This is a genomic window from Arthrobacter sp. M4, from assembly GCF_020251205.1.
Lineage (GTDB): Bacteria > Actinomycetota > Actinomycetes > Actinomycetales > Micrococcaceae > Arthrobacter.
Genome location: NZ_JAIWYX010000011.1, coordinates 35,202 through 58,059, shown reverse-complemented (window position 1 = coordinate 58,059; position 22,858 = coordinate 35,202). Strand labels below are relative to the sequence as shown.

General features: G+C 63.2%; 22 protein-coding genes. 3 read left to right on the top strand and 19 right to left on the bottom strand.

Translation table 11 applies throughout. The features are described 5' to 3' along the window. Positions 1–27 precede the first annotated feature (27 nt). The 5 genes from LD110_RS17790 to LD110_RS17770 form a co-directional block, all read right to left on the bottom strand. Positions 28–189, bottom strand: a complete 162-nt coding sequence (locus tag LD110_RS17790; RefSeq protein WP_225500627.1) for a hypothetical protein — start codon at positions 187–189, stop codon at positions 28–30. Next, positions 190–942, bottom strand: a complete 753-nt coding sequence (gene hisH, locus LD110_RS17785) for an imidazole glycerol phosphate synthase subunit HisH (protein WP_225500625.1) — start codon at positions 940–942, stop codon at positions 190–192. Beyond that, entirely contained in the window at positions 939–1,565 is a 627-nt protein-coding gene (gene hisB, locus LD110_RS17780; RefSeq protein WP_225500623.1) for an imidazoleglycerol-phosphate dehydratase HisB, read from the bottom strand. The genes hisH and hisB overlap by 4 nt, the downstream gene beginning before the upstream one ends. A 46-nt stretch (positions 1,566–1,611) precedes the next feature. Beyond that, positions 1,612–2,730 (bottom strand): histidinol-phosphate transaminase, encoded by a 1,119-nt coding sequence (locus LD110_RS17775; RefSeq protein ID WP_225500621.1) that lies wholly within the window; start codon positions 2,728–2,730, stop codon positions 1,612–1,614. 75 nt (positions 2,731–2,805) lie between these two features. Continuing rightward, complete coding sequence (locus LD110_RS17770) at positions 2,806–3,159, bottom strand: LysM peptidoglycan-binding domain-containing protein (protein WP_225500711.1); 354 nt, start codon at positions 3,157–3,159, stop codon at positions 2,806–2,808. 425 nt (positions 3,160–3,584) lie between these two features. Between LD110_RS17770 and lexA the strand changes: the two genes are divergently transcribed. Further along, complete coding sequence (gene lexA / locus LD110_RS17765; protein WP_225500619.1) at positions 3,585–4,334, top strand: transcriptional repressor LexA; 750 nt, start codon at positions 3,585–3,587, stop codon at positions 4,332–4,334. Here lexA and LD110_RS17760 read toward each other — a convergent pair. Continuing rightward, the gene (locus tag LD110_RS17760) at positions 4,331–6,391 is read right to left on the bottom strand and encodes an ATP-dependent DNA helicase (RefSeq protein WP_225500709.1); all 2,061 of its coding nucleotides are present in this window, start codon (positions 6,389–6,391) and stop codon (positions 4,331–4,333) included. The two genes, lexA and LD110_RS17760, sit on opposite strands and share 4 nt — an antisense overlap. Before the next feature lie 10 nt (positions 6,392–6,401). Next, positions 6,402–7,958 carry a GTPase HflX gene (gene hflX, locus LD110_RS17755; RefSeq protein WP_225500617.1) on the bottom strand — a complete coding sequence of 519 codons (1,557 nt, stop codon included), beginning with the start codon at positions 7,956–7,958 and terminating at the stop codon, positions 6,402–6,404. 559 nt (positions 7,959–8,517) lie between these two features. Here hflX and LD110_RS17750 point away from each other — a divergent pair. Further along, positions 8,518–9,132, top strand: a complete 615-nt coding sequence (locus LD110_RS17750) for a class I SAM-dependent methyltransferase (protein WP_225500615.1) — start codon at positions 8,518–8,520, stop codon at positions 9,130–9,132. Here LD110_RS17750 and dapF read toward each other — a convergent pair. The 6 genes from dapF to LD110_RS17720 form a co-directional block, all read right to left on the bottom strand. Further along, positions 9,113–10,093, bottom strand: coding sequence for a diaminopimelate epimerase (dapF, locus tag LD110_RS17745; RefSeq protein WP_225500613.1), 981 nt, complete (start codon positions 10,091–10,093; stop codon positions 9,113–9,115). The two genes, LD110_RS17750 and dapF, sit on opposite strands and share 20 nt — an antisense overlap. A gap of 82 nt (positions 10,094–10,175) precedes the next feature. After that, on the bottom strand, positions 10,176–11,084 hold the full coding sequence (miaA, locus tag LD110_RS17740) for a tRNA (adenosine(37)-N6)-dimethylallyltransferase MiaA (protein ID WP_225500707.1): 909 nt from the start codon (positions 11,082–11,084) through the stop codon (positions 10,176–10,178). A gap of 22 nt (positions 11,085–11,106) precedes the next feature. Further along, positions 11,107–12,651 (bottom strand): tRNA (N6-isopentenyl adenosine(37)-C2)-methylthiotransferase MiaB, encoded by a 1,545-nt coding sequence (gene miaB, locus LD110_RS17735; RefSeq protein WP_225500610.1) that lies wholly within the window; start codon positions 12,649–12,651, stop codon positions 11,107–11,109. Beyond that, the gene (locus tag LD110_RS17730) at positions 12,648–13,214 is read right to left on the bottom strand and encodes a regulatory protein RecX (RefSeq protein ID WP_225500608.1); all 567 of its coding nucleotides are present in this window, start codon (positions 13,212–13,214) and stop codon (positions 12,648–12,650) included. The genes miaB and LD110_RS17730 overlap by 4 nt, the downstream gene beginning before the upstream one ends. 43 nt (positions 13,215–13,257) lie before the next feature. Continuing rightward, on the bottom strand, positions 13,258–14,304 hold the full coding sequence (gene recA, locus LD110_RS17725) for a recombinase RecA (RefSeq protein WP_225500606.1): 1,047 nt from the start codon (positions 14,302–14,304) through the stop codon (positions 13,258–13,260). Between the two features lie 266 nt (positions 14,305–14,570). Further along, complete coding sequence (locus LD110_RS17720; RefSeq protein WP_225500604.1) at positions 14,571–14,804, bottom strand: DUF3046 domain-containing protein; 234 nt, start codon at positions 14,802–14,804, stop codon at positions 14,571–14,573. A 73-nt stretch (positions 14,805–14,877) separates the two neighbouring features. Between LD110_RS17720 and LD110_RS17715 the strand changes: the two genes are divergently transcribed. Further along, positions 14,878–15,399 carry a MarR family winged helix-turn-helix transcriptional regulator gene (locus LD110_RS17715; RefSeq protein ID WP_374200362.1) on the top strand — a complete coding sequence of 174 codons (522 nt, stop codon included), beginning with the start codon at positions 14,878–14,880 and terminating at the stop codon, positions 15,397–15,399. A gap of 89 nt (positions 15,400–15,488) precedes the next feature. On the opposite strand, the gene LD110_RS17710 is transcribed toward LD110_RS17715, so the two are convergent. From LD110_RS17710 to dapA, 6 genes are all read right to left on the bottom strand, one after another. After that, a complete protein-coding gene (locus LD110_RS17710) occupies positions 15,489–15,941 on the bottom strand; it encodes a helix-turn-helix transcriptional regulator (protein WP_308012455.1) in 453 nt (150 codons plus the stop codon). Positions 15,942–16,077: 136 nt separating this feature from the next. Then, positions 16,078–16,575: a CinA family protein gene (locus LD110_RS17705; RefSeq protein WP_225500602.1), complete on the bottom strand. Its 498-nt coding sequence runs from the start codon at positions 16,573–16,575 to the stop codon at positions 16,078–16,080. Beyond that, positions 16,572–17,165 (bottom strand): CDP-diacylglycerol--glycerol-3-phosphate 3-phosphatidyltransferase, encoded by a 594-nt coding sequence (pgsA, locus tag LD110_RS17700; RefSeq protein WP_225500600.1) that lies wholly within the window; start codon positions 17,163–17,165, stop codon positions 16,572–16,574. Before pgsA ends, LD110_RS17705 begins: the two co-directional genes overlap by 4 nt. Before the next feature lie 73 nt (positions 17,166–17,238). Next, positions 17,239–20,091: a DNA translocase FtsK gene (locus LD110_RS17695; RefSeq protein WP_225500598.1), complete on the bottom strand. Its 2,853-nt coding sequence runs from the start codon at positions 20,089–20,091 to the stop codon at positions 17,239–17,241. A gap of 81 nt (positions 20,092–20,172) precedes the next feature. Continuing rightward, a complete protein-coding gene (locus LD110_RS17690) occupies positions 20,173–21,864 on the bottom strand; it encodes a ribonuclease J (protein ID WP_225500596.1) in 1,692 nt (563 codons plus the stop codon). A gap of 28 nt (positions 21,865–21,892) precedes the next feature. Next, positions 21,893–22,804, bottom strand: a complete 912-nt coding sequence (dapA, locus tag LD110_RS17685) for a 4-hydroxy-tetrahydrodipicolinate synthase (RefSeq protein ID WP_225500594.1) — start codon at positions 22,802–22,804, stop codon at positions 21,893–21,895. Between the last annotated feature and the right edge of the window lie 54 nt (positions 22,805–22,858).

The window sequence follows — 22,858 nt, the reverse complement described above, 5'->3', positions numbered from 1 at the left end:
GTTCCACGGGCGGTGCAACCCGGGGCGCTAGGCGCCCGGGAGTGTGAGGAGGTAGGCAGCGAGCAACGCCATGGCCGCCAGCGCAAAGAAGGAGATGTAGACCCACACGGGCCGCTTCTGTTGGCGGAAGGAGATCCCTCCGCCAACCAGCAGGCCAGCGAGCCCCATCAGGGCAACAGACCACCACATTCAGTCGGATTCCCCGGCATCGCTTGCTGTGCTGCCACCGTGGTGGGCGCCCAGGCCCCCCACCCAGTTCCGCAACAACCGCGCACCGGCGTCACCGGACTTCTCCGGGTGGAACTGCGTTGCGCACAGCGGACCGTTTTCCACGGCGGCAATGAACGGCGCACCGTGCTCGGACCACGTCACCAGTGGCGGCGTCATACGCGGCTGGGCAACATCGAAGTTCCACTCCTGCACCCCGTAGGAGTGCACAAAATAGAACCGCTGGTCCTCAATGCCTTCAAACAGCCGCGATCCTTCGGGGACCTTGACAGTGTTCCAGCCCATGTGCGGAACAACGGCGGCAGGGAGCAACTCGACCTTTCCGGGCCATTCCCCCATCCCCTCGGACTCCGTGCCGTGTTCCACACCGGCCTCGAACAGGACCTGCAGCCCGACGCAAATCCCAAGGACAGGCCGTCCTCCCGCAACGCGGCGGCCAATCATACGAATAGCATCCACGGACCTGAGTTCCCGCATCACCGTTTCAAAGGCGCCGACGCCGGGGACAACCAGCCCATCAGCGTTCAAGACATCTTCGGGACGCGAGCTCAGGGTGACTTCAGCGCCGGCTCGCTCAAGGGCCCGCACGGCCGAGCGCACGTTACCGGAGCCGTAATCCAGCACAGTGACGGTCGGCTTGCCTTCGGCTGAGACCGGCTTGAAGGACGCTGCGGGGTCCGACACCGCGCCGTCCTTAAGGACCTGGCCGCTCACAGTGCTCCCTTGGTGGAAGGGATTCCCTCAACACGGGGGTCCGGCTCCACGGCAGCGCGGAGGGCCCTGGCGAACGCTTTGAACTGTGCCTCGACAATGTGGTGGGGATCCCGGCCAGCCAAAACGTTCATGTGCAGGCAGATACCTGCGTGCAAGGTGATGGCCTCAAAGACGTGACGGGTCAGGGAGCCCGTGAAGTGGCCGCCGATCAGGTGGTACTCCTGCCCCGCCGGTTCGCCGCCGTGCACCAGGTAGGGACGGCCGGAAACATCGACGACGGCGTGTGCCAGTGCCTCATCCAGGGGAACCGTGGCCTCGCCAAAACGGCGGATTCCGGACTTGTTGCCCAAGGCCGTCCGGAGCACTTCGCCGAAGGTGATGGCGACGTCCTCAACCGTGTGGTGGACGTCGATGTGGGTGTCCCCCGTCGCCTTGACCGTCATGTCAATCAACGAGTGCTTGCACAGGGCGTTGAGCATGTGGTCGTAAAAGGGCACCGACGTATCGATGTCCGCGACCCCCTTGCCATCCAGGTTGATTTCAACCAGGACCGAGGATTCGCTCGTGGCACGCTCCATGCGCGCGGAACGGCCTGCGGCGGTGATGGCGCCGTTTTCACTCATAGGTATGTCCTTGAAAAATGGGAGGGGCAGGGGGTCTTCTTCCAGTCTAGGCCGGTAGCGCTGCCTGCCTGGACAGGAGGGACTCCAGGGCCTCCAGGAAAGCTGTGGTCTCGGCCTCGGTTCCGGCGGTGACACGCAGGTGGCCGGGGATTCCAACGTCCCTGATCAGGACCCCGGCGTCCAGCAGGCCACGCCAGATTTCGTGCGGGTTTTCGAGCCCGCCAAAGAACACGTAGTTCGAGTCCGAAGCAGCGGGCTTCAGGCCTAGGCGCGTCAGCCCGTCGACAATGCGGTCGCGCTGGACTTTGATGTCCTCGACATCAGCCATCAAGGCTTCCCGGTGCCGGAGGGCGGCCAGTGCTGTTGCCTGGGTTATGGCTGACAGGTGATAAGGCAGACGGACCAGGCGGATGGCATCGGTGACTTCCGGCGCTGCCGCCATGTAGCCGAGGCGCGCGCCTGCCAGGGCGAACGCCTTGCTCATGGTGCGGGAAACAATGAGCCTTTCACGACCGGGCAGCAAGGTGAGGGCACTCGGAGTGCCGTCGTGCGCGAATTCGTGGTACGCCTCATCAACGATCACTACAGTCTGGCTGTCCTCACCCGCCTCATAGACGGCTTCCACCACGTCGAGGCCCAGGCCTGTTCCCGTTGGATTGTTGGGCGAGCAGAGGAACACAATGTTGGGCTGCAGCTCACGGACTTGCGCTGCCGCGGATTCCGCGCTCAAGCCGTAGTCGCCTGCACGCACGCCGCGCAGGTACTCGGTGTCGGTGCCGCTGGCCAGCAGTGGATACATGGAATAGGTGGGAGGGAAACCAAGGGCAGTGCGTCCGGGGCCACCGAAAGCCTGGAGGATCTGCTGCAAAACTTCATTGGAACCGTTTGCTGCCCAGATGTTGTCTGCCGTCAACCCGTGACCCAGGTACTCCGCCAAAGCTTCCCGCAACTCAGTGAATTCGCGGTCAGGGTAGCGGTTCAAGCCCACTGCGGCTTCTGCAACGGCCTGGGTGATGGCAGCCTGCACATCGGCAGGCACCCCATGAGTGTTCTCATTGACGTTGAGCTGGATAGGGACGTCAATCTGCGGCGCACCGTAGGGCGTCAGGCCACGCAGGTTGTCCCTCAGGGGCAGTCGATTTAGTCGCTCAAGCTGATCACTCACCATGACAGTTTAAAGGTGCCTGTGGGATGCCCTGAAACTGTGACGGATTGGCCAGGGTGTCCACGGCGGGCGGCGCTATTTCTCCCTGGGCACAAAGAGCTGCTGACCGGGAAGGACGCGGCCGCCGTCGAGGTTGTTCAGGGCCGCAATGTCCGCCACTACATCCCTAACGTCCCGGTGCGGGACGGCCTCAGCCGCGATGGACCACAGAGTGTCCCCGGCCTGCACTGTAACGCTCACGGTAGGCGACTGATGCAGCTCGGAAGCGATGTCAGCAGCCTTGGCAGGAGAATTCAGGAAGCCCGCCATACCCAGCAGCACGGCAGCCAAGAGGATCACAGGAACACCGAAGAAGACCACGCGCCCACGCCGCGTCAATTTGAGGGGCGGCTGGCTGGCTCGACTTCCCGACACGGTGCAGTGCCGCATCCCATGTTGGCGCAGCCCACCGCTGTGTCCGGTTGCGAAGGCGGAAATTGTTGTCGCCATGTGCTGAACCTTTCCTACTAGCGCTCCTACAGGCGCTGTCCTCAAGCTGATGTGCGGTCCCGAAGTGGACGCATGTTCGAAGGAATCCCCAAGAGCAGCATCCATACCAAACAGTTTTCGAACAGATATTCGAACGAGCAGTTCCATTTTTAGCACCTATCACCGAACGGTGTCGAGACTCGCTAGAACAAATGTTTGATAAACGTTGGCGGCTGGCCTAGGTTGGAGTGAAGAACAAGCACTGAAAACAGGCATCTGAATCAAGACCGAAGCAAGCATGGAGACAGTGCATCAGGAGGGTCTGACATTTTCAGGCCCGGGCGCCGCCGGCTGGTGCCGCGGTGAAAGAAAGGGCGTTGGATCACATGGCAGCGAAGGCGACCGGAGGCAGGCCAACCCAGCGGGCGCAGTCGTCGCAAAAGGCCCCCAAGAGCCTGACCCTGCGCCAAAAGAAGATCCTGGAAACAATCCAAAGGTCGGTCAACGAGAACGGCTATCCGCCATCCATGCGTGAAATCGGTGACGTGGTGGGCTTGGCCAGCCTGTCCAGCGTCACCCATCAGTTGTCGCAGTTGGAAAAGCTGGGTTACCTCCGCCGCGATCCCAAGCGTCCGCGCGCCATGGAAGTGCTCATGCCCCTCACGTTGGACGAGGGGGAACTAAATATTCCAGGCCTTGAAGCACCCGCAGCACTCCGCAGCACGGGCGGACTCTCGGTAACAGAGTTGGCCAGTGCCAGCGACACCGCCATGGTGCCCCTCGTGGGCCGCATCGCAGCCGGTGGGCCAATCCTCGCCGATCAATCGGTTGAAGACGTTCTTCCGCTGCCGCGCCAGCTCGTGGGGCATGGCGAACTCTTTATGCTCAAGGTGGCGGGTGATTCCATGATCGACGCCGCCATCTGCGACGGCGACTGGGTGGTTGTACGACGCCAGAACGACGCCGTCAACGGCGACATCGTGGCTGCGCTCCTCGACGACGAGGCTACAGTCAAGACGTTCCGCCAACGCGACGGCCACACATGGCTGCTCCCCCAAAACACGCAGTACGAGCCGATACTTGGCGACCATGCCGTGATCATGGGCAAGGTAGTTTCCGTCCTGCGCTCGCTCTAGCTACGATGCCCGGCGGCGAGGCGTTGCAGCGCGGACCGCACTACCTTGCCGTCCTCGGTGGTCCAGAATGGCGGCAGGGCCGCCCGAAGGAACGAGCTGTAGCGTTCCGTTGCCAGGCGTGAATCCAGCACCGCGACTACACCCTTGTCTCCGGTGGACCTGATGAGCCTTCCCGCCCCCTGTGCCAGGCGAATCGCCGCATGGGTGGCTGACACCGACATAAATCCGTTGCCGCCGGCCTGCGCAACGGCGCGGGAGCGTGCGGTCATCAGGGGGTCGTCGGGACGTGGGAACGGGATTCGGTCGATGACAACCAAACGGCAAGAACCACCGGGAACATCGACGCCTTGCCACAGCGACATCGTCCCGAACAAGCAGGTGTCCGGTTCATCAGCGAACTGCTTCACCAGGGCCGCCATGGTGGATTCGCCCTGGCACAGAATAGTCACTTCGAGTCGTTCCCGCATGGCCTCGGCGGCTTCCTCGGCAGCGCGGCGCGAAGAGAACAGGCACAGTGCCCCACCTGCTGAGGACTTGATGAGTCCGTACAGTTCATCCAGGGCTTCCGGGGAAGTGCCACGGCCCGGTTTCGGCAGGTGGCGGGCCACGTACAACATACCCTGTTTCGGGTAGTCGAAGGGCGAGCCGACGTCGACGCCGGTCCAGCTGGGCGCACCGTCGCCCAGCAGCCCAAGGCCCCCGGCCGCCGGTTCGAACGCCGATCCGATAGCCAGCGTTGCCGACGTCAGGATGACCGTATGACCGTCGAACAGGCCATCCCGGAGCTTTCCGGCCACGCTGAGCGGAGCGATATTAACCAGGGCGGGAGCTGCGTCATCCGGCTGGCTGTACCCCTGCTGGGGGTCAAAGGAACCAGTGCGGGAAAACCACACCACCTCCCGGTTCTCCCGGGCGGCCAGCAGCCGTTCGCAGAGTTCCAAGATCAACATGGTGCGTGACCGCGCAAGCTGCCGCCCGCCGTCGGCCGCGTTGGAGGAATCACCCTTCGAATCGGACAGCGCGGCCCGGCAGGCTTCACGGAGCTGGTCGACGGCGTCAAGCTGTTCTTCATTGAGGCCGTTCGGTTGAAGGCCCGAGGGAACAGCCGTCAAAGCCAGTTCAAGGGCGGCGGCCGCCGCGTTGAGCGCGTCAACTGTGATCGCAGTACGTTTGCGCATGCTGGACGCCGCAGCGTGGACCATGGCGACGGACAGCTGGCCGGAGACCGCGCCGGTTACACGGTCCTGCAGTTCGTGCGCCTCGTCCACCACAACCACGTCGTACTCCGGAAGCACGGCCAGGCCCTCAAAAGCGCTGACTGCCAGCATGGCGTGGTTGGTGACTACAACGTCTGCCTCGGCAGCGTGCTGGCGGGCGCGTTCACTGAAACACTCCTCCGCCACAGGACATTTCTGCGCACCCAGGCATTCCATCGCAGTGACGGATACCTGCCGCCAGGCGCGGTCCGTCACGCCGGGCATTAGCTCGTCCCGGTCCCCCGTTGGACTGGTCTTGGCCCATTCCCGTAGCCGCAGGACCTCCTTGCCGAGCTGGGACGACGGTCCGCCCATGGCAGCAGCCAGATGGGGAACACTAGTGTCCTCACCCAGTGAGAAGAGCTGGCCCTCGGAGGGCTCCTCACTGGGGAACCCGCCGTCGAGCTTGTGCAGGCAAACGTAGTTCGCCCGGCCTTTGACCAGGGCAACGTCAATCGGCCTGTCGAGCGATGGATTGATCGTTTTCAGCAGCCGGGGCAGGTCACGGCCAACAATCTGCGTCTGCAGTGCCAGGGTGGCCGTGGAAACCAGCGCCGGCTTGTTGCTGTTGAGGGAGTGGGCAATGAGCGGAATCAGGTACGCGAGCGATTTCCCCGTTCCCGTTCCAGCCTGAACCAGCAGGTGGTTCCCGCTTTCGATAGCGCGAACCACCTGCCTGGTCATCTCGTGCTGGCCTGTTCGGCTTTGGCCACCCATGCCCTCTACCGCCTTGTCCAGGAGATCGAGGGCAAACTCCTCAGGATCAGGCTCGCTGGCAGGCCCGCTTTCCTGGGTGGCCATGGTTTGCGATTCAGCCATGATTCGCGAACGACTCGAGTTCCGCGGCAAGTCCTTCACGGACCTTTGCCACAACCCGCGTTCCGTGCTCCTCGTGTTCCAGGCTGAGGATCTCCGAATCGGAGTCGTGCAGCTTGCTGATGAGGTCGCCGCGGTTGTACGGAATGAGGAGCTCGAGCTTCACTCCTGGCCGCGGGATGGAAGCGCTGATTTGCGCCAGCAGTTCGCCGATTCCAAGCCCCGTCCGGGTGGAGACGACAGCATGGCGCGGCTCCCGCTGCTTCAGGCGTTCAACAACGTACGGGTCCGCAACGTCAACCTTGTTGAGGACGATGATCTCCGGGATCTTTCGCGCATCAACTTCGCTGAGCACGGTCCGCACGGCAGCGATCTGGCCCTCTGGGTCCGGGTGCGAGGCATCCACCACGTGCAGGATCAGGTCCGAGTCCGCCACTTCCTCCAAAGTGGACCGGAAGGCCTCCACCAGCTGCGTTGGCAGCGAACGGACGAAACCAACAGTGTCCGCAAGAGTGTAGGTGATTCCGTCGGGGGTTTCGGCCCGCCGGACTGTGGGATCCAGTGTGGCGAACAGGGCGTTCTCCACCAGCACACGCGCGTCGGTCAAGCGGTTCAGCAGCGACGACTTTCCAGCGTTGGTGTACCCGGTAATCGCCACTGAGGGGATTTCATTACGACGGCGATTGGCCCGCTTGGTCTCGCGGGCCGGCTTCATCGCGGCGATCTCACGCCGCAGCTTGGCCATGCGTGTGCGGATCCTGCGTCGGTCCAGTTCGATCTTTGTTTCACCGGGACCACGCGAACCCATGCCAGCTCCGGCGCCACCCACCTGGCCACCGGCCTGGCGGGACATCGACTCACCCCAACCACGCAGGCGCGGCAACAGGTACTCCAGCTGTGCCAGTTCCACCTGGGCTTTACCTTCGCGGCTCTTTGCGTGCTGGGCGAAGATGTCCAGGATCAGGGTGGTCCGATCGATGACCTTGACCTTGACGATGTCTTCAAGGCCACGGCGTTGGGAGGGAGAAAGCTCGGTGTCCACAACTACGGTGTCGGCGCCGGTGGACATCACGATCTCCTTGAGTTCCAGCGCTTTGCCGGATCCGAGGAACGTGCCGGGGTCCGGCTTCATGCGCCGCTGGACCATGCCATCCAGAACCTCCGAGCCGGCAGTCTCCGCGAGGGCCGCCAGCTCCCGGAGGGAGTTTTCGGCATCTGCCAGCGTTCCTTCAGTCCAGAGGCCCGCAAGCACTACGCGCTCCAGGCGCAGCTGCCGGTATTCAACCTCGGTGATGTCTTCGAGTTCTGTGGACAGGCCCGCGACACGACGCAGCGCACGGCGCTCGGCCAGGTCTTCCTGCTCGCCGTCGTAGATGCTGTGTTCTTCGTCCAGGCTGGAGATAGCCTGCGCCCTGCCCAACACACCGCGGGCGCCGTCGCCGTCGGGGTTCGACGGCTCCTTCGAAAGAATCCGGTCAATGACAGCCTGAATCTCTTCAGGACTCAGGTCCTGGGCTGGAGATTCGGCTCCGGTCTTCTTTTGCGTGGTCATGGTCTCCTTTGAATATTCGGCATTTCCAGAATAGTGCCGATTCGTTGACAATGGGGCGGTATTCGCGCTGGGCTGATCCGCTCCGATTGGGTCGGCGGAAGCGCTCGGTTGATTTCGTGCTGTGGGTTGGCTATGGGCAGTCAAGGGACACTCCTGGGCTGAAGAAAGCGAAGGCTGGGATGGATGAGAACCCTTCGGCCAGCTCGCACCGGGTCCCTGCGTCCGGTTACCGCGGAAAGTGGAGAGCCACTGCAGACCACGCAGATCCTGTGCGCCGGGGACATTGTCCCGGCGGAAAAGGACACTGACGGGGATTCAGGGGATGACCTTGGGAAGCAGTGACGCGCGCGGAAAGGCACCGGGATGACAGGGCCTGCGTCGCTGACGGCGTCGGCGGAAGGGCCTGCTACTCAAAGATCAAGAACATGCCCATCACCCTAGCATGCGTGTCAAATCGCCCCCGCACCTGTGGCTGCTGCCACGTCCCCCGCGCCATTGCCTTGTGCGCGGGAAGACCGCGGTTTCCCAAGCCGTCCACCGCCAACTACGCTGGCAAACTATGGAGTCTGCACACTATTTCAGCGCCCAGCCGGCCGGGCCGTTCACCCGCAAACCGCTTACTGTGGAGCTGGTTGGCAGGACTCGTCAGCTGCAGACGTCTTCCGGCATTTTTAGCCCCGACGGCATCGACAAAGGAACGGCAATCCTGCTTGCGGAAGTTCCGCCGCCCTCGCCCCAAGGGAACCTGCTGGACATCGGATGCGGCTGGGGTCCTCTGGCCCTAACGATGGCCTTGCGGGCCCCGCACGCGCATGTCTATGCCGTCGATGTCAACGAGCGTTGCGTGGCCCTCACCAACGAAAATGCCGCCCTGCTGGGCGCAAACAACGTCAAAGCCAGCCTGCCAGAGGAGGTGGACCCGGATCTGCGATTCGACACCATCTGGTCCAATCCGCCCATCCGCATCGGCAAGAATGAACTGCATTCACTCCTATTGCTGTGGTTGCCGAGGCTCGCGCCGGGCGGCTCAGCCTGGCTGGTGGTGCAGAAAAACCTGGGATCGGATTCGCTTCAGCGCTGGTTGGCGGAAGTGCTGGACAACACCTTCACGGTCACCCGGGAAAGCACATCCAAGTCCTTCCGGATCCTGCGGGTCAGGAAAGCGTTCCAGTAGCGACGACGACGGCCGGCCCACTGAGTTCGACATGCTCACGGCCGCCTTGTCCCGGGAAGAAACGGACGCCAACCACACCGCCTGGGACGTTGACGTGCCAGGAATTCGGTGCCCCCTGGCCTGCCCAGTGCCGGATGGCGACTGCCGCAGCACACGCTCCAGTGCCGCAGGACTGGGTTTCGCCCACTCCGCGTTCGTGGACGCGCATGGTGATGGTTCCGACGCCTTCGTGGACCAATGGCTCGGCGGGCACTACAAACTCCACGTTGGTCCCGTTGACAGGCTTGGGGTCAACGATGGGCGCCGTGAACAACTGCATTGCCGAGAGTTCGCCCAGTTCGGCCAGGGCGACCACGGTGTGGGGGTTGCCCATGCTGACGGACAAACCAGGCCGGGGAACATCAAGGCCGGTGGCGCTGACCAGCGAATCCATGGCTTTGGCTGTGGCGTCCTCCGGGAAGATGAACTCCCACGGACCCATGTCCACTGCATAGCCCCTAGGCGTGCGGGACACTTTCTTGATGCCGCCCCGAGTGCCGATAGTCAGGGTCTCCCCAGGCCCGAGGGCTACGAGACCTTGCGTGATGAGGAAGTGGACAAATACACGCACGCCGTTGCCGCACATCTCGGACAAGGAACCGTCGCCGTTGCGGTAGTCCATGAACCATTCAGCTTCGGGGTCCATTTCCAGCAACTCGCGGCCTTCTGGCAGGTAACGGGACGGCACAGCCCGGATCAGGCCATCAGCCCCAATGCCCAAGTGGCGGTCGCACAGGAAAGCGACCTGCTCGGCACCTACTTTGTGCAGATCTTCGGGATCGGCGATCAACACAAAGTCGTTGCCGGTTCCGTGGCCTTTTGAGAACGGCAGCCCTGCGAGGCCGGCCGGCACACCTGGTAGCGGGGCGCTGGGCACTGTTGAGGGGGCTTGGGCAGACGGTCCGGCAGAGGTCTCAACCATGCGTCAAAATGCTACCGGGCATGGTTCGTCCGCCGGAAATCCTGTCCCGGGTTCTAAGCAGAGCGTTCATAGCAGAGCGTTCTCAGCAGAGTTTTGCAGCGCGGGCCACCAACTGGCGGTCATCCCACGGAAGCCAGTTGATCCGCGGGTCAGCGCGGAACCATGTGAGTTGGCGCCGGGCGAACTGCCGTGTGGCCACGATGGTTTCCTCCGCGGCGGCGTCGACGTCGGATGCACCATCCAGGACCCGGAGGAACTGGGCGTAGCCGAGGGCCCTTGAGGCCGTCTTTCCCCGCCTCAGCCCGCGGGCGTCGAGCGCTCGGACTTCGTCCAGCAGGCCGGCGTCCACCATGGCGTGAACCCGGGTGGCGAGCCGCTGGTGGAGGACATCGCGCGGAACGTCCAGGCCTATCTGCACCGCCGGCTGGAAGTACTCGCGGCTGGGCATGAAGGAACTGAACGGCCGGCCCGTGAGTTCGTGGACTTCCAAAGCCCTGACTACCCGGCGGGCGTCACCGAGTCGCCCCGCGCTCACGGGGTCGACTGCCCGCAGGCGGGCCTGCATGCCTGTCAGGCCAACAGCAACGAGTTCCTTCTCCAGCCTGCGGCGGAGGGCAGGATCGGTTCCAGGGAATTCGAGGACATCCAGGGCCGCCCGCACGTAGAGTCCGGATCCGCCCACCACGATTGCCCGCTTACCGCGGCCGTGGATGTCCGCAATGATTTGGCGGCACTCAGCCTGGAACCTGGAGACGCTGGCTTCTTCAGCCACATCCAGGATGTCCAGCAGGTGGTGAGGCACCCCCCGCCGCTCGGATTCGCTGATCTTGGCCGTACCGATGTCCATGCCGCGGTAGAACTGCATGGAGTCGGCGTTTATGACTTCCCCTTGCAGTGCCAGCGCTAGTTCTACGCCAAGGTCCGACTTGCCTGAACCAGTAGGACCAACGACGGCAATGACGGGCAGTTCAGCGTCCGAACCCGTCGCCATATCAGCGTGGGAGGCCACGGCCCTAGGCGCGCCGAACCGGAAGCGACGGCATACCGAGCGATACGCCCTTGCTTGTGCCCTTGCCGCCGACGGCAGGAACGCCACAGGAGTCTGCCTGTGAACGATCCCACGCGTCCCCGGCCCGGGAACGGCGCAGAACGTAGTGGTCCACCGTGGCGGGATCCGCGATGAGGTGGAAGGCTGCGGCTTCCGTGATGGGGACCGTCACGAAATCACCGGGACGTGGAGTCGGCGCTCCCCCAGGCACGGAGAAGTGCACCAGGCGCTGGTCAGGTCCCCGTCCGGAAAGCCTGTGGGTCTCCTCGGCTTTGCGGCCGGACTGTGCAGTCACGAGGACTTCAACGCGGCGGCCGACCTGTTTGGCGTTCTCCTCCGAAGCGATTCGGTCCTGGAGGGCCACCAGCCTCTCGAAGCGTTCCTGCACCACCGCCTTGGGGAGTTGTTCCGGCAGTTCGGCAGCGGGCGTGCCCGGCCGCTTTGAATACTGGAAGGTGAAAGCATTGGCGAACCGGGACTTCTCAACAACGTCCAACGTGGCCTGGAAGTCTTCTTCAGTTTCGCCCGGGAAGCCCACGATGATGTCCGTGGAGATGGCAGCGTGCGGGATGCGTTCGCGGACCTTATCCAGGATGCCAAGGAATTTGGTGGAACGGTACGAACGCTTCATGTCCCGCAGGACCTTGTCCGAACCCGACTGCAGCGGCATGTGCAATTGCGGCATGACGTTCGGTGTTTCCGCCATCGCCTCAATCACATCGTCAGTGAAAGCAGCCGGGTGCGGGCTCGTGAAGCGAACACGCTCCAGCCCGTCGATCTCTCCGCAGGCCCGCAGCAACTTGGAGAAAGCCTGGCGGTCCCCGAACTCGACTCCGTACGAATTGACGTTCTGGCCGAGCAGCGTGACTTCCACGGCACCGTCATCCACCAGAGCCTGAATCTCGGCAAGGATCTCACCCGGACGGCGATCTTTTTCCTTGCCACGCAGGGAGGGAACGATGCAAAAAGTGCAGGTGTTGTTGCAGCCGACGGAGATGGATACCCACCCCGAGTAAACGGAATCACGCTTGGTGGGAAGCGTCGACGGGAAAACGTCCAGCGATTCCAAAATCTCGAGCTGGGCCTCATGGTTGTGCCGGGCGCGGTCCAGGAGTGCAGGAAGCGCTCCAACATTGTGCGTGCCGAAGACAGCATCCACCCACGGAGCCTTCCGCAGGATGGTGTCGCGGTCTTTCTGGGCCAAACAGCCGCCTACCGCGATCTGCATACCGGGGTTGGCGGCCTTGATAGGCGCCAACTGCCCCAGGTTTCCGTAGAGTTTGTTGTCCGCATTTTCCCGTACGGCGCACGTATTGAACACGACGACGTCTGCGTGGCCGTCCGCAGCAGGGACGTAACCGGCCTCTTCCAGTAGCCCGGCCATGCGCTCGGAATCGTGCACGTTCATCTGGCAGCCGAACGTGCGCACCTGATAGGTCCGTGGAGAAGCGTCAACAGATTCTGCGGCCGCGTCAGCCGCGCTGGCAGAAGAGGAAATGGTCAAACTCACTCATTAAGGGTACCGGCTTGGTCCAGCACCTCACTGACCACCCGGAAAGCAAGGGAGGGCTGGTACCCCTTGCGTGCGAGCATCGCTGCAAGCCTTCGTGTGTGCTTGTCCCGCGCTTCCCGCTCCGAGAGGTCCATCCCGGGCCGAATCTTGCGTTGGACCAGGCTCCGTGCAGCGCTCTCCTCATCGTCGGCGCTGATCTGGGCCAGCGCCGATTCTGCTGTTTCAGGATCAATTCCCTTGTCTGCCAGCTCCCGCCGCAGGGCGGCGGGAGCAAGTTTTCGGGACTCGGAGCGGCTGCGCACCCACATGCTGGCGAACTCGGAGTCGTCAATGAGCTGGACTTCCTCAAATCTGTCCAGTACGTGCTGCGCGATGTCTTCCGGCACGTTTCGCTCGGCCAATTTTCGGGCGAGCTGATGGCGGCTCTTAGGCGACTGGGTCAGCTGGCGAAGCACAATCGCCCGAGCCACGGACTCCGGATCAGCCTCCCGATCCTGTTCGGGTTGCCCGTGCGGGCCGGAAGGCTGCTTAGTGACGGCGAGGTCGACGTCAGGAACCATATCTTCCAGACCTGAGCGATCCCACCGGTGCTGACCGCCCCGCCTAGCCGTCAACGGCCTTCAGCTTAGGGGTTCCGTCACCGTCTTCCGGCTTTACGCCAACACCGAGCTTCTCCTTGATCAGCCGCTCGAGTTCGGCCGCGAGCTCAGGGTTGTCCCGAAGGAAGCGGCGAGAGTTTTCCATGCCCTGACCCAGTTGATCGCCGTCATAGGTGAACCACGAGCCCGACTTCTTGATGATGCCGTGTTCGACGCCCATGTCGATAATGCCGCCCTCACGGGATATTCCCTGGCCATAGATGATGTCGAATTCGGCCGTCTTGAAGGGCGGGGCCATCTTGTTCTTGACGATCTTGGCCTTGGTCCGGTTGCCGACGGAATCGGCACCTTCCTTCAATGTCTGAATCCGGCGGACGTCGATGCGGACGGATGCGTAGAACTTCAGCGCCTTACCACCAGTAGTGGTTTCCGGAGAGCCGAAGAACACACCGATCTTTTCACGGAGCTGGTTGATGAAGATTGCGGTGGTCTTGGTCTGGCTGAGGCGGCCGGTGATCTTGCGGAGTGCCTGGCTCATGAGTCGTGCCTGCAGACCGACGTGCGAGTCGCCCATTTCGCCCTCGATTTCGGCACGCGGCACAAGGGCAGCCACCGAGTCGATGACGATGATGTCCAGGGAGCCGGAGCCCACCAACATGTCCATGATTTCGAGGGCCTGTTCACCGGTGTCCGGCTGGGAAACCAGCAGTGCGTCGGTGTCCACGCCCAGTTTGGCGGCGTAGTCCGGGTCCAAGGCGTGTTCGGCGTCGATGAATGCCGCGATCCCGCCGTTTCGCTGGGCATTGGCCACCGCGTGCAGGGCAACCGTAGTTTTACCGGACGATTCAGGTCCGTAGATTTCCACGACTCGGCCACGCGGCAGGCCGCCAATGCCCAGTGCGACATCCAAGGCGATTGAGCCAGTGGGAATAACCTCGATAGGCGCCCGCGTATCGTCACCGAGACGCATGATGGAGCCCTTGCCAAATTGCTTGTCGATCTGGGCAAGCGCTGCGTCGAGCGCTTTCTGACGATCGGGGTTTACCGCCATGGTTTACACCTCTGATGCTTTCTCGCTGGATGCGGCACCTGAGCCGCCGTTTACTGTCACTACCGACGCTAGTCCCGGCCTCTGACACTTTTGCGTGGCAGCCGTCGCTATGTGGACAATTCGGGGCCTAAACAGAGACAGAAATTTCCCGGCTCAGGATCTATGTTCCTCTGCTAGGAGCATAGCCTCATCCGAACAGATATTCGAACAACCGCCGTTCGGCGTGTCAGCGGGAGCCGGCTTCCCCTGCTGGTTCCGGCCCAGTTTCAGCTTTCTGATGACCGCCGTGGCTTGATATCGCGGCCCAGCCTTCGCTCTTCCGGCACATCCTGGATGTCGCAGACTGCAAGCCATACGTCCTTGGCATCAACTCCTGCGGCCAGCGCTTCCTGGGCCGTCCGCCCGCCTACGCGCGTCAGAACAAGGGACTTAGCCAGGACACGGGAGTAGCCCGTTCCAAACTCGTCATCCATAAGGCGCCAAAAGTCACTGATTCGCACCACTAGAGTCTCTCACGGCATGACTTGACACACATGCCGCCCGAGCTACTGCAAGTTCCCTAGAATGGTTGCCATGAGCAATACTCCTGGCAGCGTTACTGCCGACGGTGTGCAGGCCCCCATGGAGGGCGTCCCCGGTGACACTGTGGATGCCGCGCTGCAACAGGTTGAACAGCAGCTGAGCATCCTTTGGCGCAGGGCCCGATCGGTTTCACACCAACTGTCCCGCCAGGTGCACCCTGACATGGAGCCCGCCGCCTATGGCCTGCTGGCAATCATCCGGAAAGACGGCCCCATCCGGTTGACGGAGCTGGCGTCCTGCATTGGCGTGGGCAAGCCCTCAGTCAGCCGCCAGATTGCTTTCCTGGAAAGCCTCGGCCTGGTGTATAAAGAGGCCGATCCGCAGGACGGTCGCGCCCAGTCCATCCGCCTCACGCCGAAGGGTGAAGAAAAGATGCACCAGGTCCAGGACGCTCGTCGCCAAGTGTTCCGGGACAGGCTGGGCGAATGGCCGCTCGAGGAGATCCAGACCTTGGCGCATTACATGACCAAGCTCAATGCGGCATACGAAAGCGTCGACTTCAGCCGTGAATGATTGAGGCTGCCGTTAACCAAAAAGTGCCCCCGGCCGGTGGATTCATCACCTAGCCGGGGGCACCCTTGTATACGCTTTGGTTTACTGCCTTAGCGGGCTGCGGAGAACATACCCGCTGACAGCTCGTCGCCCAACTCAGCGTTCAGCGCGCGATCAAGGTCACGCGCGTAGCGCTGGGAGAACTCCTGGGGCACGGTGTCTGGAACTGCCAGGCCTTCCGCCACGGCAACCCGGTCGCTGACCTCGCGGAGCATGCTGGAAAGCGGAACATCCAGGGCAGAGCAGATTGAGGACAGCAGCTCCGAAGAGGCTTCTTTCTGACCGCGCTCAACTTCGCTCAGGTAGCCGAGCGACACGCGAGCACTGTGCGAGACTTCACGGAGGGTGCGGCCTTGACGCTGGCGGACATCGCGCAGGACATCACCGATCTCGTGACGCAGTACAACCATCTTGCGCTCCTTTTGTTCGCTCTTTACCTGATCGGCCAAGCCCACATCCTTCCAGCGGACAACGCCGTTTACGGATACGGGCTGTTTTACCATCTGTATCGCCTTGCTCCCTTTCAAGTCGGCCCACTGTGGAAGTGAACCGGTTTGTCTCTACATCCTAGGCGCCCCGGTCGATCCGGGGCGACACAAAGTAACAACTATTGGGCATCGGTTTTTGTTCCCTGCAACTTTACTGGCGGTAATCTAAATCTTCGAGCCCTTCGAGCAGCCGCTCAAGCGCGGCGGCACAGGCCCCCACGCGGATCTCTGCCCGACTGCCGGAAAAGGCGTACTCGAAGGACTTGGCGCCAGCCGCCGTCGCGATGCCAATGAATACGGTGCCTACGGGCTTGCCGTCGTGCGGTTCCGGCCCTGCCACGCCGGTGGTGGCTACGCCGAAGTCGGCACCACACGCCGTCCGGGCTCCGTCAGCCATTGCCGCGGCGACCTGGCCGTCCACCGATCCAAGCGATTCCAAGAGCTCCCCGGGCACGCCGAGGACGTTCGATTTAACCGAGTTCTGGTAGGCGACAACACCGCCCTGAAGCATTCCGGAGGCACCGGGCGTGTCGGCCAGTGTGGCGGCCACCAAGCCGGCGGTCAAGGATTCGGCGGTAGCAACAGTGATCCCCAGGTCGATGGCCTTCACCACGGCTGCCGACGCGGTTGCGGCAATACTGCGGCTCATGAGCGCCGTCCTGCCGCCCGCAGGCGGAGGGCCTGCACAACGTATTCGACGCCGGTCCACACCGTGACCGCAACCGCTGCCATCATGACCCAGAACGCCACAACGCCAAGCCACGGAGCGAAGGAGGCCAGGGGAACGATGTACAGGAAGATGGCGACCGTCTGGACGGCTGTCTTCAGCTTGCCGCCACGGGACGCCGGAATCACGCCGTACCGGATCACAAGGAAGCGGAGCGCCGTGATGCCCCACTCGCGGACGAGGATGACCACGGTGACCCACCACGGGAGCTCACCCAGCACGGACAGCAGGACCAGTGCCGAGCCGGTCAACAGCTTGTCTGCGATAGGGTCTGCGATTTTGCCGAAATTGGTGACCAGACCGCGGCTGCGGGCGATGTCGCCGTCGAGCTTGTCCGTATAAATCGCGACGGCGAACGCGGCCACGGCTGCCCAGCGCCAGGGGCCGTGGCTGGAAGCGTCGGCGAGCAGGAACCAGACGAAGAACGGCACCAGGGCGATGCGCAGCATCGTCAGGATGTTCGGCAGGTTCCACACAGTAGAGCCGGCGCGGCCGGCATCGGTGCTTGTCACCCCACTAGGCTACCGGTCTGCCGCGCTCGAGTGCTGGTCATCCGCCAGCGAGGGCATTACCGATCGGTGGGTGTCACCGGCCCGTGAGCGACCAGGCGTCCTCGCCGCCGTCGTCGTCGGACCCGTCAGCGCCGTCGTGGTAGTCGACGGCCTGGGTCCGATTGTCCAGGTCAGCGGCCACAAGGTCTTCCGCGTAACCGCCGGAGGCGATGTTGGCGTTGGCATTGTCGCTGAGGGCTGCCGTGTGCGCGTCCGGTGTAGCCGGGCCGTCCTGGCCCTTGATCGCGGCAAGGACGGCGGCGAGGTCGTCGGGCTTGACCAGGACGTCACGCGCCTTGGAACCCTCGGAGGGACCAACAACACCTCGGGACTCCAGGAGGTCCATGAGGCGGCCCGCCTTGGCGAAACCGACACGCAGCTTCCGTTGCAGCATGGATGTCGAGCCAAACTGCGTGGTCACTACGAGCTCGGTAGCCTGCAGCAGCACCTCGAGGTCGTCTCCGATGTCGTCATCGATTTGTTTCTTGGGCGCGTCGGCGGCCACGTCCTCGCGATAGACAGCCTGCAACTGGCCCTTCACGTGCTCCACCACGCGGTGGATCTCGGACTCGCTGACCCAGGCGCCCTGGACGCGCATCGCCTTGGAAGCGCCCATCGGCAGAAACAGGGCGTCACCCTGGCCGATGAGCTTCTCGGCACCGGGCTGGTCCAGGACCACCCTTGAGTCGGTGACGGACGATGTGGCAAAGGCCATACGGGACGGCACGTTGGCCTTGATAAGGCCGGTGACGACGTCCACGGACGGACGCTGCGTGGCGAGCACCAGATGGATACCTGCCGCGCGGGCGAGCTGAGTGATGCGCACAATGGAGTCTTCAACGTCGCGGGGAGCCACCATCATCAGGTCGGCGAGCTCGTCCACGATCACCAGCAGGTAGGGGTAGGGCTTGATGACGCGCTTAGAGTCCGGTGGCGGGACCACCTTCCCTGCGCGGACAGCCTTATTGAAGTCGTCGATGTGCTTGTAGCCGTAGTTGGCCAGGTCGTCGTAGCGGGCGTCCATCTCCCGCACCACCCATTGCAGCGCCTCGGCGGCCTTCTTCGGATTGGTGATGATTGGGGTGATCAGGTGCGGCACGCCCTCGTAGGCAGTCAGCTCCACGCGCTTGGGGTCCACCATGACCATGCGCACCTCGTCCGGCGTGGCGCGCATCAGGATGGAGGTGATCATCGAGTTCACGAAGGATGACTTACCTGCACCGGTGGCACCAGCCACCAACATGTGGGGCATCTTGGCCAGGTTCGCGACGACGAATCCGCCCTCGACGTCCTTGCCAACACCCATGACCATCGGGTGATCCGTGCGGCGGGCGTTCTGGCTGCGGAGCACATCGCCCAGCGACACGGTCTCACGGTCCGCATTGGGGATCTCGATACCAATCGCCGATTTACCCGGAATAGGGCTCAGGATGCGCACGTCGCTGGACGCGACGGCGTAGGAAATATTCTTGGACAGCGCCGTGACGCGTTCCACCTTGGTGCCCGGTGCCAGCTCGATTTCGTACCGGGTCACCGTGGGACCGCGGCTGAAGCCGGTCACAGAGGCGTCGACATTGAACTGCTGGAGCGTGTCCGTCAGGGCAGCAACGACAGCGTCATTCGCTTCCGTTCGTTCCTTGGGGACAGAGCCGGGAGTAAGGAAGTCCGACGACGGGAGCGTATAGGTGACGTCGCCCGCCAGTGAGAGCTGCTCCGTGCGCTGCGGAATGGGGGTGGGCAGCGGTGGGGCGACCGGCGTCGAGGGGACTTTGGGTACGGCGGCAGCCGCACTTGGGCCGCCCGGGCCGTCCAGTACCGGAATGGCTTCCGTGGGACTCTCCCCGCCCTGCGCGAGGCCCTGCGCGGCCTTGATCTTCTCGACGGCGAGTTCTGCCTGCGTGGGCCGGCGGACTCCCGGCGGGACGGCCGGCGCCTTGTCCGTGCCGTCTGGCGCATGGCCATCGTTCCCGGCGTCGTCGTCCACGAGGGCGTGCTCGAAGGCCTCGTCACCAACGTAACCCTCCAGGCCCTTGCCGGATTCCTCGTCCTTGCCGAACAAGCGGCGCTTCTTTTTCCTGGGCGCTGCCTTTTCTTCTTCGCCGTAGAGATAGCTGCGATCGTGGGCGTCATGCTGCTCACGATCCGCCAGGTCAAGGCCAATAAGATGCTCATACGCCGAACGGATGCGGCGCGGAATGGCCGTAAACGGTGTAGCCGTGATGATCAGCACTGACACAAAAGCCAGCGCACTGTAGAGCAATGCTGGCACCACCGGATGGATGGCCGCCAGCGGCGAGGCGGCCAGGAAGCCAACCATGCCGCCGGCCTTGCGCAAGCCGTCGAAGCCGTCCGCCACCGTGGGCGAGCCACCGATGAGGTGCGCAAGGCCGCAACCGGCGAAGGTCATGATGAGGAAGCCGATTCCCACCCGATTGTTGCCCCGACTGTCCTGGGGCTCCCGGAAGAGCCGGAACGCGCAGACAAAAAGCATGAGCGGCAACACCAGTGACATCCAGCCGAAGGTTCCGTTAACGACGGCGTAGACGGCGTCGGGCAGCCAGCCCGAGAAACCCCACCAGGCGAATGTGGCGATGAAGATTCCCAGGGCGAGGTTGAAGAGGGCCGCGCCGTCGCGCCGATCCTCCGGCGGCAGGTCGCTGACATCGTGCCCGATCCGGCGGACTCCGGCGCCAACGAGGTGCCCGATCCCCTGCCAGGCACCACTCAGGACACGCTGGATCCACGGCTGGCCATGACCGGCCGCGGGGAGTTGGCGCGTACGGGACGAGCTGCCGGGCTTGCCGGACCGGCCAGTGGAGGCACGGCCGGATCCTCCGGTTTTGCTGCTGGAACTGCCCCTAGGCGCGGAGGAAGTACGAGTCGCCATATTCGCCACGTTACCGCGAAGGGCCGGAAATCCGCGGATTTCCGGCCCTTCGCAAGCAGCATGTTGCCTGTGGCGATGGTCTCAGGCTTCCAGGACCACCGGGATGATCATGGGACGGCGGCGCAGCTTCCGATTGACCCATGTGCCGATAACGCGACGGACCACCTGCTGGAGCTGATGGTTCGTGTGGTCGGTGTGGTTGACGATGGCTTCCTCGAGGGCAGCGTTGATCTTTGGAATGATCTCGTCGAACACCGCATCGTCTTCGGCCACGCCGCGGGCGTGGATCTCAGGGCCGGAAACGATCTTGCCCGTAGTCCGGTTGACGACGGTGATGACCGAAATGAATCCCTCGTCGCCGAGGATGCGGCGGTCCTTGAGGTCGGCGTCGGTAATCTCGCCGACGCTGGAGCCGTCGACGTATACGAAACCGGCTTCAACCTGGCCAACGATGTTGGCCTCATGGTCACGGAGGTCGATGACTGAGCCATTATCACCCTGGATGACCCGCTCCCCCGGAACACCGGCAGACTCGGCGATACGGCCGTTGGCGATCAGGTGCCTGGTCTCGCCATGCACGGGCATGGCATTGAGGGGCTTGAGGATGTTGTAGCAGTACAGCAGCTCCCCCGCCGCGGCATGGCCGGAGACGTGAACCTTTGCGTTGCCCTTGTGGACTACTTCGGCGCCAAGCTTCAGGAGTCCGTTGATGACACGGAACACGGCGTTTTCGTTGCCCGGTATCAGGCTGGAGGCGAGGATGACGGTGTCACCCTCACCCACGACGACGCGGTGGTCGCCGCTGGCCATGCGGGACAGGGCGGCCATCGGCTCCCCTTGGGAACCGGTGGACATCAACACGACCCTATGGTCTGGAAGCTCGTCAACGTTCTTGATGTCAACCAGGATGCCCGGAGGTACGTCCAGGTAGCCGAGCTTGGCAGCGATGGCCATGTTTCGAACCATGGAACGGCCGACGAAGGCAACGTTCCGGCCGTGCTTGGCTGCCGCGTCCAGGACCTGCTGGACGCGATGGACGTGCGAGGAGAACGATGCCACGATAATGCGTTTGGCGGCCTGGCCGAACAGGCGGTCCAGGGTCGGCCCGATCTCCTTTTCCGCGGTGGTGAAACCCGGAACGTCCGCATTGGTGGAATCGGCCATGAACAAGTCCACCCCTTCTTCGCCAAGCCGGGCGAAGTGGCGCAGGTCGGTGATCCTGCCGTCCAAGGGGAGCTGGTCCATTTTGAAGTCGCCGGTGTGCAGTACGGTGCCGCCCTCGGTACGGATGAAAACCGCGAGTGCGTCCGGAATTGAGTGGTTCACGGCAACGAATTCACAACCGAATGGGCCGAATTGCTCGGCCTGGCCTTCGGTGACGGCAAGTGTGTAGGGCTTGATCCGGTGTTCCTGCAACTTGGCCTCGACCAGCGCCAAGGTCAGCTGCGAGCCAACCAGCGGGATGTCTTCGCGAAGGCGGAGAAGATAGGGAACGGCACCGATGTGATCCTCGTGGCCGTGCGTCAACACGACAGCGACGACGTCATCCAGCCTGTCCTCGATGTACGAGAAATCAGGCAGGATGAGGTCCACGCCCGGCTGTGTCTCTTCGGGAAAGAGCACGCCACAGTCAACGACAAGGAGCTTGCCGTCTACCTCGAAGACCGTCATGTTGCGGCCGATTTCCCCCAACCCACCGAGCGGCACAATCCGAAGCGTTCCTTTGGGCAGCTTCGGCGGAGTTGCTAGTCCGGGAAGGGCGGTTTGGGTCATATTCTTGCTACTTTCCGGCGGCAGGCGGTTAGACGGTCAAGTCCATTCCGGCCTCCGCCAAATCCTCGCGGATGATTGCGATCTCAGCGTCGTCCGGCTCCACGAGGGGCAAACGGACAACCGAGTTGGGCAGGACTCCCTGCCACTTAAGAATCTGCTTGGCGGCCACGGCGCCCTGGACGCGCGTCATGGTGGCGCGCACCACGGGTTCCAGCGCGAAGTTGATCCTGCGGGCCGTCGCGAAGTCGTTCCCGTTGACAGCGTCGATAAGGTCGCGGAACTGGCGGGTGGCCACATGCGTGGTGACGCCCACGAGGCCAACTGCGCCAAGTGCCATCCACTCGAGGGTCAGGCCGTCGTCGCCCGAGTAGAAAAGGAGGTCAGTGGACGCCATAACGCGGGTGGCTGCGGCGAAGTCGGCTTTGGCGTCCTTGACCGCGATGATGTTGGGGTGCTCCGCCAGCCGGATCATGGTGTCCGGGGCGATCTGGATCGAGGAGCGTCCCGGGATGTCATAGAGCATAACGGGGACGTCAGTGGCAGACGCGATGGTCTCGAAGTGGGCGCGGACGCCGGCCTGGCTGGGCTTGTTGTAGTAAGGCGTGACGATGAGCAAACCGTCGACGCCGATTTCGGCCGCACGCTGGGAAAGGTGGACTGAGTGGGCGGTGTCGTTGGTGCCGGTTCCCGCAATGATTTTTGCGCGGCCGCCAACGGCCTCCTTGACGGCACGGAACATGCCCAGGTTTTCATCATCGGTCAGCGTGGACGTCTCGCCGGTAGTGCCGGTAACGACCAGGCCGTCGCAACCATCGTCAACGAGCTTGGTGGCCAGTTCCGCGGCCTGCTGGTAATCGACCTTGCCATCCTTCGAGAAGGGCGTGACCATCGCGGTCAGGAGGGTACCGAATGCAGGAATGTTCGCGGGAGTTTCAGCCATACGAAAAACGTTACCTTGTTACGGGCTTGTTAGGACAATGGGCACCGCCTGACG